This is a genomic window from Rhizobacter sp. P5_C2 (assembly GCF_054049715.1).
On record NZ_JBFULV010000080.1, the window covers coordinates 1 to 15447 of the forward strand.

Here is a 15447-nt window from a genome sequence, read left to right on the forward strand (position 1 = left end):
CTTCGGGCAGGATGTCGAAGCCCTTGCCTTCCACGTAGATCTGGTTGATGCCCAGCTTGCTGTGGTCCAGCGACTGGTTCTTCGCGTCCTGGCCCGTCGCCCCGCGATCCACTGCGCCCGTGTCCGAGCCGGGGCTGAACAGGTTCGTCATCAGCGCGGCCTTGTAGTCCACGCCGTCCGCCTTGAACCCCTGGCTCAGCAGGAACTCGCCGTACAGGTCGCACTCGTTGCCCAGCCGGTACTTCATGCCCTGGCCCGACAGCCCGTAGCACGCCCGCGACGAGTCTTTCGACGTCGCGCCCGGGCCCGTTCGGAAATAACCGCCCCAATCGACGGCTTGTGCAGAGGTGGCACTCAACACGCTGGCTGCGGCGGCAGCCAGGGCGAGCACGGTCTGGCGGTGGGGGAATGTCTTCACGGAAGTCTCCTTGGTTTTTGGATGCACAGGTAGAACACAGGACCTGGGGGAGCCCTGCAGAGGGAACGGGGTGCGTCAGCCGCGCTTGCGGCCCGATTCGAAAACGCGTTGCAGCAGGCAGAACACGAACAGCAGCCCGCCGATCACGATGCGGGTCCACCATGAGCTCAGGCTGCCGTCGAACATGATCAGCGTCTGGATGATCCCGAGCATCAGCACGCCGAACAGCGTGCCCAGCACATAGCCGACGCCGCCGGTGAGCAAGGTGCCGCCGATCACGACCGCCGCGATCGCGTCCAGCTCCAGCCCGACCGCGTGCAGGCCGTAGCCCGACAGCATGTAGAAGGTGAACACCACGCCGGCCAGCGCCGAGCAGAAACCGCTGACGGTGTAGACGCCGATCAGCGTGCTGCGCACCGGCAGGCCCATCAGCACCGCCGAATGTTCGTTGCCGCCGATCGCGTACACCGTGCGGCCGAACTGCGTGTAGTGCGCGACGAACACCGCCAGCACCACGACGGCGAGCGCGATGATCGCGCTGACCGACAGCTCGGCGCCCTCCCACAGCGGCACGCGCAGCTGCGAGACCTCGGTGTAGAACGGGTTCGTGATGCTGACCGAATCGATGCTGATCAGGTAGCACAGCCCGCGCGCGAGGAACATGCCGGCCAGCGTCACGATGAAGGGCTGCAACCGGAAGCGCTGGATCAGCACGCCCTGCAGCGCGCCGAAGCCGGTGCCCATCAGCAGCACCAGCGGGAGCACCACGGCCGGGCTCCAGCCGTGCTTCTCGACCAGCGAGGCCGACACCATCGTCGTCAGCGCGATCACCGAGCCCACCGACAGATCGATGCCGCCCGACAGGATCACGAAGGTCATGCCGACCGCGACGATGCACAGGAAGGCGTTGTCGATCAGCAGGTTCAGGAACACCTGGGCCGAGAAGAAGCCGGTGTAGAGCACCGAGCCGAGGATCGCCATCACGAGGAACAGCGAGACCGTCGCCGCCAGCGGGATGAACTTCGGATCGAGGCGCAGGCGCTTCGCTGGTGCGGGGGCTGTGCTGGAGGCCATCGGTTGCACGTGCGTGTTCATGCCTTCGCTCCCGGCACGGGCCGCTGCACCAGCGCCCGCAGGCTCTGCCGGAACTCCGGCGACTGCAGCAGCATCACCGCGAACACCACGCCGGCCTTGACGACCAGGTTCACCTCGGGCGGCACGCCCAGCGAGTAGATCGCGTAGGTGAGCGTCTGGATGATCAGCGCGCCGATCACGCTGCCGGCCAGGCTGAAGCGGCCGCCGGTCAGCGCGGTGCCGCCCAGCGTCACCGCGAGGATCGCGTCCAGCTCCATCAGCTGGCCGGCGTTGTTGCCGTCGGCGCTCTTGACGTTCGAGCTGACGATCAACCCGGCCGCACCGGCGCACAGCCCGCAGAAGGCATACACCCACACCGTGATGCGGCGCGCCCGCACGCCGGCCACGCGCGCGGCCGACGGGTTCACGCCGACTGCCTGGATGAACAGCCCGAGCGCGGTGCGCGTGGTCACCCACCACAGCAGCACAAACACCGCCGCGGCGATGAACAGCGAGAACGGCAACCCGAGCAGGTAGCCGCTGCCGAGGAAGAAATACGGCCCGTAGTAGATCGTGATGATCTGCCCGCCGGTGATCAGCTGCGCGATGCCGCGGCCGGCCACCATCAGGATCAGCGTCGCGATGATCGGCTGCATGCCGACGCGCGCGACCAGCACGCCGTTCCACAGCCCGCACACCAGCGCGACGCCGAGCGCGCCTGCGATCGCCGCCCACATCGGGAAGCGGCTCGCATGCGTGGCCACGCCGTCGACGATCACCAGCGAGCCGCCGATCATCCAGGCCGCGATGGCCGCGGCAATGGCCACCACCGCGCCGACCGAGATGTCGATGCCGCGCGTCGCGATCACCAGCGTCATGCCGAGCGACACCAGCATCAGCGGCGCCGCGCGGTTCAGGATGTCGACCAGGCTGCCGTACAGGTGGCCGTCGCGCCATTCGAGGTGCAGGAAGCTGCTGTTGAACGCGGCGTTCAGCGTCAGCAGCAGCAGCAGCGTGACCAGCGGCCACGCGAGGCGGTGTTTGAAGAGGGCGCTCATGCCTGCGCCGCAATCACGTGGTAGACCGCCTGCTCGCTGCTGCCGGCCGGCAGCTCGGCAACCTTGCGGCGATCGCGCAGCACCGCGATGCGGTGCGAGACGCGCACGACCTCGCTCATCTCCGACGAGATGAACAGCACCGACATGCCTTGCTGCGCGAGCCGCAGGATCTCGTCCATGATCTCCTGCTTGGCGGCGACGTCGATGCCGCGCGTCGGCTCGTCGAGGATCAGCAACCGCGGCTCGGTCGCAAGCCAGCGCGCGAGCATCGCCTTCTGCTGGTTGCCGCCCGACAGCAGGCCGATCGGCGTCTCGATGCTCGCGGTCTTGATGCCCAGCGCCTTCACGAAGCGCTCGGCCATCTCGGCCTGCTGCTCGCGCGACAGCGTCTTCGCCAGGCCGTGGCGGGCCTGCAGCGCGAGCGCGATGTTCTCGCGCACCGACAGCTCGGCGACGATGCCGTCGGTCTTGCGGTCTTCCGGGCACAGGCCGATGCCGTGGCGCACCGCGTCGGCCGGGCTGTGCAGCTGCACCGGCTGGCCGTCGACCTGCAACGTGCCCTGGTCGTTCGCGGCCAGGCCGAACAGCAGCCGCGCGAGTTCGGTGCGGCCGGAGCCGAGCAGCCCGCCCAGGCCCAGCACCTCGCCGGGGTACAGGTCGAGGTCGACCGGCTGCAGCTGGCCCTGCTGGCCGAGGCCCTGGGCGCGCAGCAGGGGCTGGCCGTCGTGCGGGCGCGCGCTCGGCGCGGCACCCGACTGGCTGGCCAGCTCGCGGCCGATCATCGCGGTGATCAGCGCCGGCGCGTTCAGCTCGGCGGCCGGCTTCTCGCAGACGAACTCGCCGTTGCGCAGCACCGTGATGCGGTCGGAGATCGCATACACCTGCTCGAGGAAGTGGGTCACGAACAGGATCGCGAGGCCCTCGCCGCGCAACTGGCGCAGCACGCCGAACAGGCGCTTGACCTCGTCCTCGTCGAGGCTGGAGGTCGGCTCGTCGAGGATCAGCACCTTCGCCTCGACGCTCAGCGCGCGGGCGATCGACACCATCTGCTGCACCGCCACCGAGTAGGTGGCCAGGCCGCGCGTCACGTCGATGTCGAGGTTCAGCCGCGTCAGCAGTTCGCGCGCCTGCGCATTCATGCGCGCCCAGTCGATGCGCCAGCCGCCGCGCGCGCCCTTGCGCGGGTAGCGCCCCGCGAAGATATTCTCTGCCACCGACAGGTTGGTGCAGAGGTTCACCTCCTGGTAGACGGTGCTGATGCCCAGCTGCTGCGCCTGCTGCGGCGTGGTCGGTCGGATCGGCGCGCCGGCCAGCGTGAACTCGCCGGCATCGGCCGCGTGCACGCCGGTCAGCACCTTGATCAGCGTCGACTTGCCGGCGCCGTTCTGGCCCATCAGCGCATGCACCTCGCCCGGGAACAGCCGCAGGCCGACGTTCGTCAGCGCGCGCACGCCGAGGAACTGCTTGCTGACGCCGCGAAGCTCCAGCACCGGCGACGTGGCGCTCATGTCAGGCCTTGTTCTTGTTGTAGACGTCGAGGAACACGGCGGCCAGCAACACGAGGCCCTTGATGACCTGCTGGTAGTCGATGCCGATGCCCATGATCGACATGCCGTTGTTCATCACGCCCATCACGAACGCGCCGATCACCGCGCCCATCACCTTGCCGACGCCGCCCGAAGCCGATGCGCCGCCGATGAAGCAGGCCGCGATCACGTCGAGCTCGAAGCCGACGCCGGCCTTCGGCGTCGCGGTGTTCAGCCGCGCCGCGAACACCAGCCCGGCCAGCGCCGCCAGCACGCCCATGTTGACGAAGGTGTAGAACGACAGCCGCTCGGTCTTGATGCCCGACAGCTTGGCCGCCTTCTCGTTGCCGCCGAGCGCATAGATGCGCCGGCCAATCGTGCTGCGCCGCGTGACGAAGTCGTAGGCCACCATCAGCAGCACCATGATGATCAGCACGTTCGGCAGCCCGCGGTACGAGGCCAGCAGGTAGCTGAAGAGCAGGATCACCGCGGCGAACGCCGCCGTCTTCGCGAGGAAGAACGGGTACGGCTCTTCTTCCATGCCGTGGCGGGTCTGCGCGATGCGCCCGCGCACCTTCAGCACCACCATCACCAGCACCGTGATCACGCCCAGCAGCAGCGAGGTCAGCCGCAGCTCGGCTCCGGCGAACAGGTCGGGGATGAAGCCCGAGCTCAGGCGCTGGAACTCGACCGGGAACGGCCCGACCGACTGGCCCTGCAGCAGCGCGAGCGCCAGCCCCTTGAACACCAGCATCCCGGCCAGCGTGACGATGAACGACGGGATCCGGAAGTACGCGACGAACCAGCCCTGCGCGGCGCCGATCATGCCGCCCACCACCAGGCAGCCAAGGATGGCCCAGACCCAGTGGATCTCGTAGTTCACCATCATCACCGCGGCCAGCGCGCCGATGAAGCCGGCCACCGAGCCGACCGACAGGTCGATGTGCCCGGCCACGATCACCAGCAGCATGCCCAGCGCCATGATGACGATGTAGCTGTTCTGCAGCACCAGGTTGGTCAGGTTCAGCGGCTTCATCAGCGTGCCGTCGGTCAGGTACTGGAACAGCCCCATGATCGCGACCAGCGACAGCAGCATGCCGTACTCGCGCACGTTGTTCTTCAGGAAGCCGCGGTACTCCTTGGGCGGCACGGGGGCCGCCGCGGCGATGTCAGTTGCCATGTTTCGTCTCTCCGGCCAGGGGGCCGTGTTCAGTGTCCAGCTTCGGTGGCGCGTCCATGCCGTCGTGCGAGCCGGCCTTCATGATGGCGCGCATGATCCGCTCCTGCGACGCCTCGGCCGCCGGGAACTCGCCGACGAAGCGGCCTTCGTTCATCACGTAGATGCGGTCGCACATGCCCAGCAGCTCGGGCATCTCCGACGAGATCATCAGGATGCATTTGCCCTCGGCCGCCAGCGCGTCGATGATGGTGTAGATCTCGTACTTGGCACCGACGTCGATGCCGCGCGTCGGCTCGTCGAGGATCAGCAGCTCCGGTTGCGAGAACAGCCACTTGCTCAGCACCACCTTCTGCTGGTTGCCGCCCGACAGGTTCACGACCGGCTGGTAGACGCTCGACGAGCGCGTGTTCAGCCGGCGCCGGAAATCGCTCGCCACGTTGAATTCGCGGCCGTCGTCGATCACGCCGAAGCGCGACACCGCCGGCAGGTTCGCGAGCGTGGTGTTCTTCTTGATGTCCTCGCCGAGCACCAGGCCCAAGCCCTTGCGGTCCTCGGTGACGTAGGCGATGCGGTGGCGGATCGCCTTCTGCACCGTCGACACGTCGATCACCTCGCCGTGCATGCGCACCTCGCCGCTGATGCGCTGGCCGTAGGAGCGGCCGAACACACTCATCGCGAGTTCGGTGCGCCCGGCGCCCATCAGGCCGGCAATGCCGACGATCTCGCCGCGTCGCACGTTCAGGTTCACGCCCTTCACGACCAGCCGGTCGGCGTGCACCTGGTGGTGCACCTTCCAGTCGCGCACCTCGAACACGGTGTCGCCGATCTGCGGCGTGCGCTTCGGGTAGCGGTCGGCCATCTCGCGGCCGACCATGTTGCGGATGATGCGGTCTTCGCTGATCGCCTCGGCCCGGCAGTCCATCGTCTCGACGGTGCCGCCGTCGCGCAGCACGGTGATCGAATCGGCGACCTTCGAGACCTCGTTCAGCTTGTGCGAGATCAGGATCGCCGAGATGCCCTGCGCCTTCAGCTCGAGCAGCAGCTCGAGCAGCGCATTGCTGTCGCTCTCGTTCAGGCTCGCGGTCGGCTCGTCGAGGATCAACAGCTTGACCTCCTTCGACAAGGCCTTCGCGATCTCGATCAGCTGCTGCTTGCCGACACCCAGGTTGGTGATCAGCGTCGACGGCGATTCCTTCAGGCCGACCTTCTCCAGCAGCTCGTGCGTGCGGCGGTGCGACTCGAACCAGTCGATCACGCCCAGCTTCGCGCGTTCGTTGCCGAGGAAGATGTTCTCGGCGATCGACAGCAGCGGCACCAGCGCGAGCTCCTGGTGGATGATGATGATCCCGAGCTTCTCGCTGTCGGAGATGCCGGCGAACTTGCGCAGCTCGCCCTGGTAATGGATCTCGCCGGTGTAGGAGTCGTGCGGGTAGACCCCGCTCAGCACCTTCATCAGCGTCGACTTGCCGGCGCCGTTCTCGCCGACCACGGCATGGATCTCGCCCTGGCGCACGACGAGGTTGACGTCGTTCAGGGCGGTCACGCCGTGGAATTTCTTGGTGATGCCGCGCATCTCCAGGATGGCATCCATCCGTAGTCCCTCGTGCTCTCTCCGACTGCAAAAAAGGTCCTGCGCCAGTGCGCAGGACCCAAGCCGCTTGCGCTTGAAATTACTTGACTTGCGCTTCGGTGTAATAGCCGCTGCCGACCAGCACCTGCTTCCAGTTGCTCGCGTCGACACTGACCGGCTTCAGCAGGTACGAGGGCACGATCTTCACGCCGTTGTTGTAGGTCTTGGTGTCGTTGATCTCGGGCTTCTTGCCGCCCAGCACCGCGTCGACCATGCCGACCGTGACCTTGGCCAGTTCACGCGTGTCCTTGAAGATCGTCGAGGTCTGCTCGCCCTTCTGGATCGACTTGACCGACTGCACCTCGGCGTCCTGGCCGGTGATCACCGGCATCGGCAGCTTCGGGGTGCCGTAGCCGACACCCTTCAGCGACGAGATGATCCCGATCGACAGGCCGTCGTACGGCGACAGCACGGCGTCGACATGGGCGCCCGAGTAGTAGGCGCTCAGCAGGTTGTCCATGCGGGCCTGGGCGACGGCGCCGTCCCAGCGCAGCGTGGCGACCTTGTCCATGCCGACCTGCTTGCTGCGAACCACCAGCTTGCCGCTCTTGATGTACGGATCCAGCACCGACATCGCGCCGTTGTAGAAGAAGAACGCGTTGTTGTCGTCGGCCGAGCCGCCGAACAGCTCGATGTTGAACGGGCCCTTGCCGCTCTTCAGGCCGAGCTTCTGCTCGATGTAGCTGGCTTGCAGCACGCCGACCTGGAAGTTGTCGAAGGTGGCGTAGTAGTCGACGTTCTTCGAGCCCTTGATCAGGCGGTCATAGGCGATGACCTTGACACCCTTGTCGGCAGCCTTCTGCAGCACGTCGGTGAGGGTCGTGCCGTCGATCGCGGCGATCACCAGCACCTTGGCGCCCTTGGTGACCATGTTCTCGATCTGCGCCAGCTGGTTCGGGATGTCGTCCTCGGCGTACTGCAGGTCGGTCTTGTAGCCCTTTTCCTGGAGGTACTTGACCATGTTGGCGCCGTCGGCGATCCAGCGTGCGGACGATTTCGTCGGCATCGAGATCGCGATCGGACCCTTGTCCTGCGCGTGGACGGCCAGCGGCGCAATGGCCACGGCTGCAAAAGTGGCCAGCGTGGCCAGGATCGTACGGATGGTTTTCACTTCTCTGTCTCCATTCATGGGGGGTTCGTCATCGCCGCTCCACTGGGCGGCGGCCGGAGCGCGGCCTGCTCCGGCAGGCTTCGCGGTTCACTGCGAAGCCCAGTCTCACCCCATCGCTCAATACTTGCGATTGGGGAATTCCTTGGCAGCGACTTCCATCGGGAAGACGCCTTCCTGCGTCACGATGCGCTTCGGGATGGTCTTGCCGGCCACCAGGTCCTTGGCGGCCTGCATCAGCTGCGGGCCGAGCAGCGGGCTGCATTCGACCGTCACGTTCAGCTTGCCGGCAATCATGGCCTCGAAGGCACCCTTCACGGCGTCGATCGAGATGATCACAATGTCCTTCGCGGGCTTCAGGCCGGCTTCCTCGATCGCCTGGATCGCGCCGATGGCCATGTCGTCGTTGTGCGCGTAAAGCACATTGATCTTCTTGCCCTCGGCCTTCAGGAAGGCTTCCATCACTTCCTTGCCCTTGGCACGGGTGAAGTCGCCAGTCTGCGAGCGGATGATCTTGAACTTCGGATCGGCCTTGATGATTTCCTCGAAGCCCTTCTTGCGATCGATCGCCGGGGCGGAGCCGACGGTGCCCTGCAGTTCGACGATGTTCACGTCGCTCTGCACGCCCTTCATCTTCTCGACCAGCCAGCGGCCGGCGCGGCGGCCTTCCTCGACGAAGTCGGAGCCCATGAAGGCGACCCACAGGCTGTCGTCCTTCTCGTCGACCGCGCGGTCCGACAGGATCACCGGGATCTTGGCGGCCTTGGCCTCGCGCAGCACCGTGCCCCAGCCCGATTCGACGACCGGCGAGAACGCGATCACGTCGACCTTCTGCGCGATGAAGCTGCGGATGGCCTTGATCTGGTTCTCCTGCTTCTGTTGCGCGTCGGAGAACTTCAGGTCGATGCCGGCTTCCTTCGCGGACGACTTGATCGACTCGCTGTTGGCGGTGCGCCATTCGCTCTCGGCGCCGATCTGGCTGAAGCCGAGCACGATCTTCTTCTGCGCGAAGGCCTTGAACGGCAGGGCCGCGGCCAGGGATGCCGCAGCCATCGCTGCGAACAGGGTACGTCTTTGGAATTTCACGGTTGTCTCCTCTTGGTGGGTGGCATGAAAAACGCGCGGCTTTGTAGGTGCCGCATCAAAGCGCTAGGGCGGTGAAGCTCAGGCGTGGGGTGGAACTCCTCTGTCTTCAAGCCAGCGTGTACGCCGTCTTGACCGTGGTGTAGAACTCTGCGGCGTAGCGGCCCTGCTCGCGCGGGCCGTGGCTCGACCCCTTGCGGCCGCCGAACGGCACGTGGTAGTCGACGCCGGCGGTCGGCAGGTTGACCATCACCATGCCGACCTTGGCCTGCCGCTTGAACTGGGTCGAGAGCTTCAGCGATTGGGTGACGACGCCGGCGCACAGGCCGAACGGCGTGTCGTTGGCGAGCGCGACGGCATGCTCGAAGCCGTCGGCCTTCAGCACGCAGGCGACCGGCCCGAAGATTTCCTCGCGCGCCACGCGGTGCTGCGGCTGCGCGAGCAGCAGCGCCGGTGCCATGAAGTGCCCGCGCGTCGCGCGCTGCAGCAGTTCGCCGCCGGTGACGAGTTCGGCGCCTTCGTTGCGCGCGATCTCCAGATAGCTGAGGTTGGTGTCGAGCTGGCTGCGGTCGACCACCGGGCCGATGTCGATGCCGCGCTCCAGCGCATGGCCGACCTTCAGCGCGAGCGTGCGCTGGCGCATCTTCGTGACGAAGCGGTCGTGCACCGTCGCGTCGACGATGATCCGGCTCGACGCGGTGCAGCGCTGGCCGGTCGAGAAGAACGCACCCTGCACCGCGCATTCGACGGCCTGGTCGAGGTCGGCGTCGGCCAGCACCACCAGCGGGTTTTTCCCGCCCATCTCGAGTTGCACCTTGGCACGCCGTGCGGTGGCGGCCTTCAGGATCTGCTCGCCGGTGCCCACCGAGCCGGTGAAGCTGATCGCATCGACCAGCGGGCTGTCGACCATCGCCTGGCCGACCTGGCGGCCGCTGCCCATCACCAGGTTGAACACGCCCGCCGGCAAACCGGCCCGGCTGATGATCTCGGCCAGCGCGGCAGCGCAGGCCGGCACCAGCTCGGCCGGCTTGAAGACGACGCTGTTGCCGTAGGCCAGCGCCGGCGCGATCTTCCATGCGGGAATCGCGAGCGGGAAATTCCACGGCGCGATGATGCCGACCACGCCGACCGGTTCGCGCGTGATGTCGACCTCGACGCCCGGCCGCACCGACGGCAGGTGCTCGCCGGCCGCGCGCAGCGCCTCGCCGGCGAAGAACTTGAAGATGTTGCCGGCGCGCGCGGCCTCGCCGATCGCCTCCGGCAGGGTCTTGCCTTCCTCGCGCGCCAGCAGCTGGCCGAGTTCGTCCTTGCGGGCGAGGATCTCGCTGCCGATCTGGTCGAGCGCATCGGCACGGCGCTGCGGCGTGCTCAGGCCCCAGGCCGGCGCGGCATCGGCCGCGGCGCGGATCGCGACCTCGGCCTGGTTGCCGTCGGCGCGGGCGTACTCGGCCACCACCTCGTCCAGGTCGGACGGGTTGCTGCTCATGCCGGTCGTGACACCGGTCTCCCAGCGGCCGTTGATGTAGTTCTTGTAGCTTTGCGCCATGGCTCGCACCGGGTCAGAGGGCGCGCACGCCGCCGATCGCGAAGCCGCGGTCGACCAGTGCGAGCGGGTTCACGAGCGGCGCGCCGAGCGCCGGCAGGTCGATCTCGAAGCGGTCGCCCGGCTCGACGCGGAGGTTGTCGCTGAAGCTGAGCGTCGCGGTGCCGAAGAAGTGCAGGTGCACGTCGCCCGGCTGGCGGTGCGCCGCGTACTTGAAGTGGTGGTATTCGAGGTTGGCCAGCGAATGGCACATGTTGGCCTCGCCGGTCAGGAAGGGCTTCTCCCAGCGGATCTCGTTGCCGCGCCGGATGCGGCTCGTGCCTTCGAGGTGCGCCGGCAACGCGCCGCTGCGCAGCTCGGGACCGATCGCGCAGACGCGCAGCTTCGAATGGGCCAGGTAGAGGTAGTTCTGGCGCTCGGTGACGTGGTCGGAGAATTCGTTGCCGATCGCGTAACCCATGCGGTACGGCTGGCCATCGGGGCCGATCACGTACAGGCCGACCAGCTCGGGCTCCTCGCCGCCGTCGAGCGCGAAATCGGGCATCGCGAGCGGCGCGCCCGGTGCCGCGACGATGCTGCCGTTGCCCTTGTAGAACCACTCGGGCTGCACGCCGGGCTGGCCGTCGGCCGGGCGGCCGCCGTCCATGCCCCACTTGAAGATGCGCATCGAATCCGACAACGATTCCTCGCCGGCCGACAGCTTCTGGTGCATCGCGTCGCGCGCCGACGCGCTGCCGGTGTGCGTCAGGCCGGTGCCGGTGACGAGGCAGTGCGCGACATCGGGGTGCGCCAGCGGCGTCAGCACGCGCTGCTCGCGCAGCAGTGCGTCGTAGGGCAGCGCCTCGCCGGTGAGGGCCGGCTGCGCCAGCACGTCGACCGATACCCGGCGCGCGATCGCCGCCAGCGCCAGTTCATAGCTGCTGACGAAACCGCCGACCGCGCGGACCGAACAGCCGTCGTCCGCGACGCAACCCACATGCTGCGTGCCGTTGTCGGCGAGGAACTGGATCAGTCTCATGGGGCAGTCGGTTCCCGGTCTGGCGAGCGAGGCTCGGGTGAAGGTGCCGCATCCTAATGAGGTGAGCTATAACTTTCTAATAGTTATTTGCCGAAAACACATATACGATCCGGCATCGATAAAAACCCCTAGTGGCGTCCTCGAAGGCGCCCATTGAGACAGCGCCCTCGCATGACGAACTACACCCACTGGTTCATCCGCGCCCGCCTGAAGACGCGGCAGCTGTTGCTGCTGGTGGCGCTCGACGAAGAGGGCAACATCCACCGCGCGGCCCAGGTGCTCAACATGACGCAGCCGGCCGCGTCGAAGCTGCTGAAGGACCTGGAGGACGTGCTCGAGGTGCCGCTGTTCGAGCGGCTGCCACGCGGCATGCGGCCCACCTGGTACGGCGAGACGATGATCCGCCACGCGCGGGTTGCGCTCAGCAGCCTGAACCAGGCGCACGACGAGCTGGAGGCGATCAAGGCCGGGCGTTTCGGGCAGGTCAGCGTCGGCGCGATCACCGCGCCCGGGCTGGTGCTGCTGCCGCCGGCGGTGGCGCTGGTGAAGCAGTCGCACCCGAGCCTGCGCATCGGCGTGCAGATCGAGACCAGCGACGTGCTGCTCGAGCGGCTGGCGCAGGGCAAGCTCGACATGCTGGTGGCGCGGCTGTTCGCGCAGCACGACAAGACCGACCTGCGCTACGAGACGCTGACCGAGGAGCCGGTGTGCGCGATCACACGGCCGGGGCACCCGCTGCTGTCGGTGGCGCACCTGGGGCTGCGCGACGTGGTGAGCGCCGGCTGGATCGTGTCGCCCAGCGGCAGCGTGCTGCGGCACCGCTTCGACCTGATGTTCCAGGAAGACGGGCTGGAGGCGCCGATGAACGTGATCGAGACCTCGGCGCTGCTGTTCATGACGAAGATGCTGCAACAGAGCGACATGATCGCGGTGGTGGCGACCGACGTGGCGCGCTACTACGCGGCGCACGGCATCGTGTCGATGCTGCCGATCGCGCTGCCCTGCCAGATGGATGCGTTCGGCATCATCACCCGCACCGACCGGCTGCTGTCGCCGGCGGCGAAGGTGATGCTGAAGGCGCTGAAGACGACGGCGGTCACCGTCTACGGCGCCAAGTTCGACCTCGGCGCCGAAGCGTGATCAGGACCAGCCGGCATCCACCTTGAACTCCTGCGCGGTGCACATCGCACTGTCGTCCGCCGCCAGGAACAACACCATCCGCGCCACGTCGCCGGGCTGCAGCTTGTCCGGCAGGCACTGGTTGCGCTTCAGCACCTGCTCGCTCTCGGCGGTGAACCACAGCTTCACCTGCCGCTCGGTCATCACCCAGCCCGGCGACACCGTGTTGACGCGGATCCGGTGCTCGCCCAGCGGCTTGGCCAGCCCGCGCGTCAGCCCGTTCACCGCCGACTTCGCGATGGCGTAGCAGGGATAGGCGCCGTCCTTGGTCTGCCAGCCGGTCGAGCCGAAATTGATCACCGAGCCGAAGCCCAGCCGCTTCATCCCCGGCACCACCGCCTGGATCGCGAAGAACGCCGGCCGCTCGTTGATCGACATGCGCTGGTCGTAGTACTCCGGCGTCACCGACTCCAGTGTGTGGCGGTCGTCGCTGGCCACGTTGTTGACCAGCACCGCGAAGTCGCCGAGCGCCGCTTCGGCCTCGGCGATCGTCTTCTGCAGCGCCGGCACGTCGCGCACGTCGCAGGGCCGGAACCACGGCGCCGGATGCCCTGCTGCCTCGACCTGCTGCACCAGCTCGCGGCTGGCCGCCTCGGCGACATCGACGAACGCCACCTGCGCGCCCTGCTCCGCGAACGCGCTGACGATGGCCGCGCCGATGCCGGTGCCTCCGCCGGTGATGAAAACGCGGCGTCCGCGCAGGCTGGGGAAGGTCGCCAGAGTGCTTGTCGTGGCACTTGCCATGGGGGTTTGTCCTTGATCTATTGCAATTCGGGTATGTGAGAAGCGAATTTAATTATTTTTCTATTATCAATGTGCCTTGATACGATCCGCCGCGTCAAGAGCCTCGTACGACAACTGACGAGACCCGCCCTCCGGAGACAACAGACCCCATGGATTCGAAGAAACCGCCCGCTCCGCCGAAGCGGCGCAGCCAAGCCTGGTTCGGCAAGCAGGACCGCGACGGCTTCGTGCACCGCAGCTGGCTGAAGAACCAGGGCTACCCGCACGACCTGCTCGACGGCCGCCCGATCATCGGCATCTGCAACACCTGGAGCGAGCTGACGCCCTGCAACGGGCACTTCCGCGAGCTGGCGGAGTTCGTCAAGCGCGGCGTCTACGAGGCCGGTGGCTTCCCGCTCGAGTTCCCGGTGATGTCGCTCGGCGAAACGCAGCTGCGCCCGACCGCGATGCTGTTCCGCAACCTCGCGAGCATGGACGTCGAGGAATCGATCCGCGGCAACCCGATCGACGGCGTCGTGCTGCTGATGGGCTGCGACAAGACCACGCCGTCGCTGATGATGGGCGCGGCCAGCTGCGACCTGCCGACCATCGGCCTGTCGGGCGGGCCGATGCTGAACGGCAAGTTCCGCGGCAAGGACATCGGCTCGGGCACCGGCGTGTGGCAGATGAGCGAGATGGTGCGTGCCGGCGAGATGACGATGGACGAGTTCACCGCCGCCGAATCGTGCATGCACCGCTCCAAGGGCAGCTGCATGACGATGGGCACGGCGTCGACGATGGCCAGCATGGTCGAGGCGCTCGGCATGTCGCTGCCGGAGAACGCGGCGATCCCCGCGGCCGACACGCGGCGCAACCGGCTTGCGCAGCTGACCGGCCGGCGCATCGTCGAGATGGTCAAGGAAGACCTGCGCATGTCGAAGATCCTGACGCGCGAGGCCTTCGAGAACGCGGTGCGCACCAACGCCGCGATCGGCGGCTCGACCAACGCGGTGATCCACCTGATGGCGATCGCCGGGCGCATCGGCGTCAAGCTCGACCTGGACGACTGGGACAAGCTCGGTGCCGACGTGCCCTGCCTGGTGAACCTGCAGCCCTCGGGCAAGTTCCTGATGGAGGACTTCTACTACGCCGGCGGCCTGCCGGCGGTGCTGACGCAGATCACCGACAAGCTGCACACCGGCGCGCTGACCGCCAACGGCAAGACGCTGGGCGAGAACATCGCCAACATCCCCTGCTACAACCGCGAGGTCATCATGACCCCGGCCGAGCCGTTCATGGCCTCGGCCGGCATCGCGGTGGTGAAGGGCAACCTGGCGCCGAACGGCGCGGTGATCAAGCCGTCGGCCGCGTCGGCCCACCTGCTGAAGCACCGCGGCCGCGCGGTGGTGTTCGAGACCATCGAGGACTTCCACGCCCGCATCGACGATCCCGAGCTGGACATCGACGAGAACTGCGTGATGGTGCTGAAGAACTGCGGCCCGAAGGGCTACCCCGGCATGGCCGAGGTCGGCAACATGCCGCTGCCGCCGAAGGTGCTGCAGAAGGGCATCACCGACATGGTCCGCATCTCGGATGCGCGCATGAGCGGCACCGCCTACGGCACCGTCGTGCTGCACACCTCGCCGGAAGCGGCGGCCGGCGGCCCGCTGGCGCTGGTGCGCGACGGCGACATGATCGAACTCGACGTGCACGAGCGCCGGCTGCACCTGGAGGTGTCGGACGAAGAGCTGGCCGCGCGGCGCGCAAAATGGCAGCCGCCCGAGCCGCCGAAGCGCGGCTGGTACAAGCTGTACGTCGAGCACGTGCAGCAGGCCCACCTGGGCGCCGACCTGGACTTCCTGGTCGGCGGCAGCGGTGCCGAAGTGCCCCGCGATTCACACTAGTCG

General features: G+C 67.3%; 13 protein-coding genes. 2 read left to right on the forward strand and 11 right to left on the reverse strand.

What is annotated here, in order from left to right; all coding sequences use genetic code 11:
- From ACXJLU_RS24340 to araD1, 10 genes are all read right to left on the reverse strand, one after another.
- Window positions 1–418 (reverse strand): carbohydrate porin (locus ACXJLU_RS24340; protein WP_457335430.1); only part of this gene is annotated, 418 nt, incomplete at its 3' end.
- A 75-nt stretch (window positions 419–493) separates the two neighbouring features.
- Window positions 494–1513: a galactofuranose ABC transporter, permease protein YjfF gene (gene yjfF, locus ACXJLU_RS24345; protein ID WP_457335432.1), complete on the reverse strand. Its 1020-nt coding sequence runs from the start codon at window positions 1511–1513 to the stop codon at window positions 494–496.
- The gene (locus tag ACXJLU_RS24350; protein ID WP_073467701.1) at window positions 1510–2550 is read right to left on the reverse strand and encodes an ABC transporter permease; all 1041 of its coding nucleotides are present in this window, start codon (window positions 2548–2550) and stop codon (window positions 1510–1512) included. Before ACXJLU_RS24350 ends, yjfF begins: the two co-directional genes overlap by 4 nt.
- Window positions 2547–4058, reverse strand: a complete 1512-nt coding sequence (locus ACXJLU_RS24355) for a sugar ABC transporter ATP-binding protein (protein WP_457335434.1) — start codon at window positions 4056–4058, stop codon at window positions 2547–2549. Before ACXJLU_RS24355 ends, ACXJLU_RS24350 begins: the two co-directional genes overlap by 4 nt.
- A 1-nt stretch (window position 4059) precedes the next feature.
- The gene (gene mmsB, locus ACXJLU_RS24360) at window positions 4060–5256 is read right to left on the reverse strand and encodes a multiple monosaccharide ABC transporter permease (RefSeq protein ID WP_457335436.1); all 1197 of its coding nucleotides are present in this window, start codon (window positions 5254–5256) and stop codon (window positions 4060–4062) included.
- Complete coding sequence (mmsA, locus tag ACXJLU_RS24365; protein ID WP_457335438.1) at window positions 5246–6847, reverse strand: multiple monosaccharide ABC transporter ATP-binding protein; 1602 nt, start codon at window positions 6845–6847, stop codon at window positions 5246–5248. The genes mmsB and mmsA overlap by 11 nt, the downstream gene beginning before the upstream one ends.
- Before the next feature lie 79 nt (window positions 6848–6926).
- Complete coding sequence (gene chvE, locus ACXJLU_RS24370; protein ID WP_457335472.1) at window positions 6927–7988, reverse strand: multiple monosaccharide ABC transporter substrate-binding protein; 1062 nt, start codon at window positions 7986–7988, stop codon at window positions 6927–6929.
- 126 nt (window positions 7989–8114) lie between these two features.
- Window positions 8115–9080, reverse strand: a complete 966-nt coding sequence (locus ACXJLU_RS24375; protein WP_143171708.1) for an ABC transporter substrate-binding protein — start codon at window positions 9078–9080, stop codon at window positions 8115–8117.
- A gap of 106 nt (window positions 9081–9186) precedes the next feature.
- Window positions 9187–10623: an aldehyde dehydrogenase family protein gene (locus ACXJLU_RS24380; protein ID WP_073467706.1), complete on the reverse strand. Its 1437-nt coding sequence runs from the start codon at window positions 10621–10623 to the stop codon at window positions 9187–9189.
- 13 nt (window positions 10624–10636) lie between these two features.
- Window positions 10637–11638: an AraD1 family protein gene (gene araD1, locus ACXJLU_RS24385; RefSeq protein WP_457335440.1), complete on the reverse strand. Its 1002-nt coding sequence runs from the start codon at window positions 11636–11638 to the stop codon at window positions 10637–10639.
- Window positions 11639–11809: 171 nt separating this feature from the next.
- Between araD1 and ACXJLU_RS24390 the strand changes: the two genes are divergently transcribed.
- Window positions 11810–12778 (forward strand): LysR family transcriptional regulator, encoded by a 969-nt coding sequence (locus ACXJLU_RS24390; protein WP_073467708.1) that lies wholly within the window; start codon window positions 11810–11812, stop codon window positions 12776–12778.
- Here ACXJLU_RS24390 and ACXJLU_RS24395 read toward each other — a convergent pair whose 3' ends face one another.
- Entirely contained in the window at window positions 12779–13561 is a 783-nt protein-coding gene (locus ACXJLU_RS24395) for an SDR family NAD(P)-dependent oxidoreductase (RefSeq protein ID WP_073467709.1), read from the reverse strand.
- Between the two features lie 149 nt (window positions 13562–13710).
- On the opposite strand from ACXJLU_RS24395, the gene ACXJLU_RS24400 reads away from it, so the two are divergent.
- Complete coding sequence (locus ACXJLU_RS24400) at window positions 13711–15444, forward strand: IlvD/Edd family dehydratase (RefSeq protein ID WP_073467710.1); 1734 nt, start codon at window positions 13711–13713, stop codon at window positions 15442–15444.
- Window positions 15445–15447 lie beyond the last annotated feature (3 nt).

Excerpts from the sequence above, each read along its gene's own strand:
- mmsB (WP_457335436.1), bottom strand. The coding sequence starts at position 5,256 with ATGGCAACTGACATCGCCGCGGCGGCCCCCGTGCCGCCCAAGGAGTAC.
- ACXJLU_RS24395 (WP_073467709.1), bottom strand. The coding sequence starts at position 13,561 with ATGGCAAGTGCCACGACAAGCACTCTGGCGACCTTCCCCAGCCTGCGC.
- mmsA (WP_457335438.1), bottom strand. The coding sequence starts at position 6,847 with ATGGATGCCATCCTGGAGATGCGCGGCATCACCAAGAAATTCCACGGC.
- ACXJLU_RS24355 (WP_457335434.1), bottom strand. The coding sequence starts at position 4,058 with ATGAGCGCCACGTCGCCGGTGCTGGAGCTTCGCGGCGTCAGCAAGCAG.
- araD1 (WP_457335440.1), bottom strand. The coding sequence starts at position 11,638 with ATGAGACTGATCCAGTTCCTCGCCGACAACGGCACGCAGCATGTGGGT.
- ACXJLU_RS24400 (WP_073467710.1), top strand. The coding sequence starts at position 13,711 with ATGGATTCGAAGAAACCGCCCGCTCCGCCGAAGCGGCGCAGCCAAGCC.
- ACXJLU_RS24380 (WP_073467706.1), bottom strand. The coding sequence starts at position 10,623 with ATGGCGCAAAGCTACAAGAACTACATCAACGGCCGCTGGGAGACCGGT.
- ACXJLU_RS24390 (WP_073467708.1), top strand. The coding sequence starts at position 11,810 with ATGACGAACTACACCCACTGGTTCATCCGCGCCCGCCTGAAGACGCGG.
- ACXJLU_RS24350 (WP_073467701.1), bottom strand. The coding sequence starts at position 2,550 with ATGAGCGCCCTCTTCAAACACCGCCTCGCGTGGCCGCTGGTCACGCTG.
- yjfF (WP_457335432.1), bottom strand. The coding sequence starts at position 1,513 with ATGAACACGCACGTGCAACCGATGGCCTCCAGCACAGCCCCCGCACCA.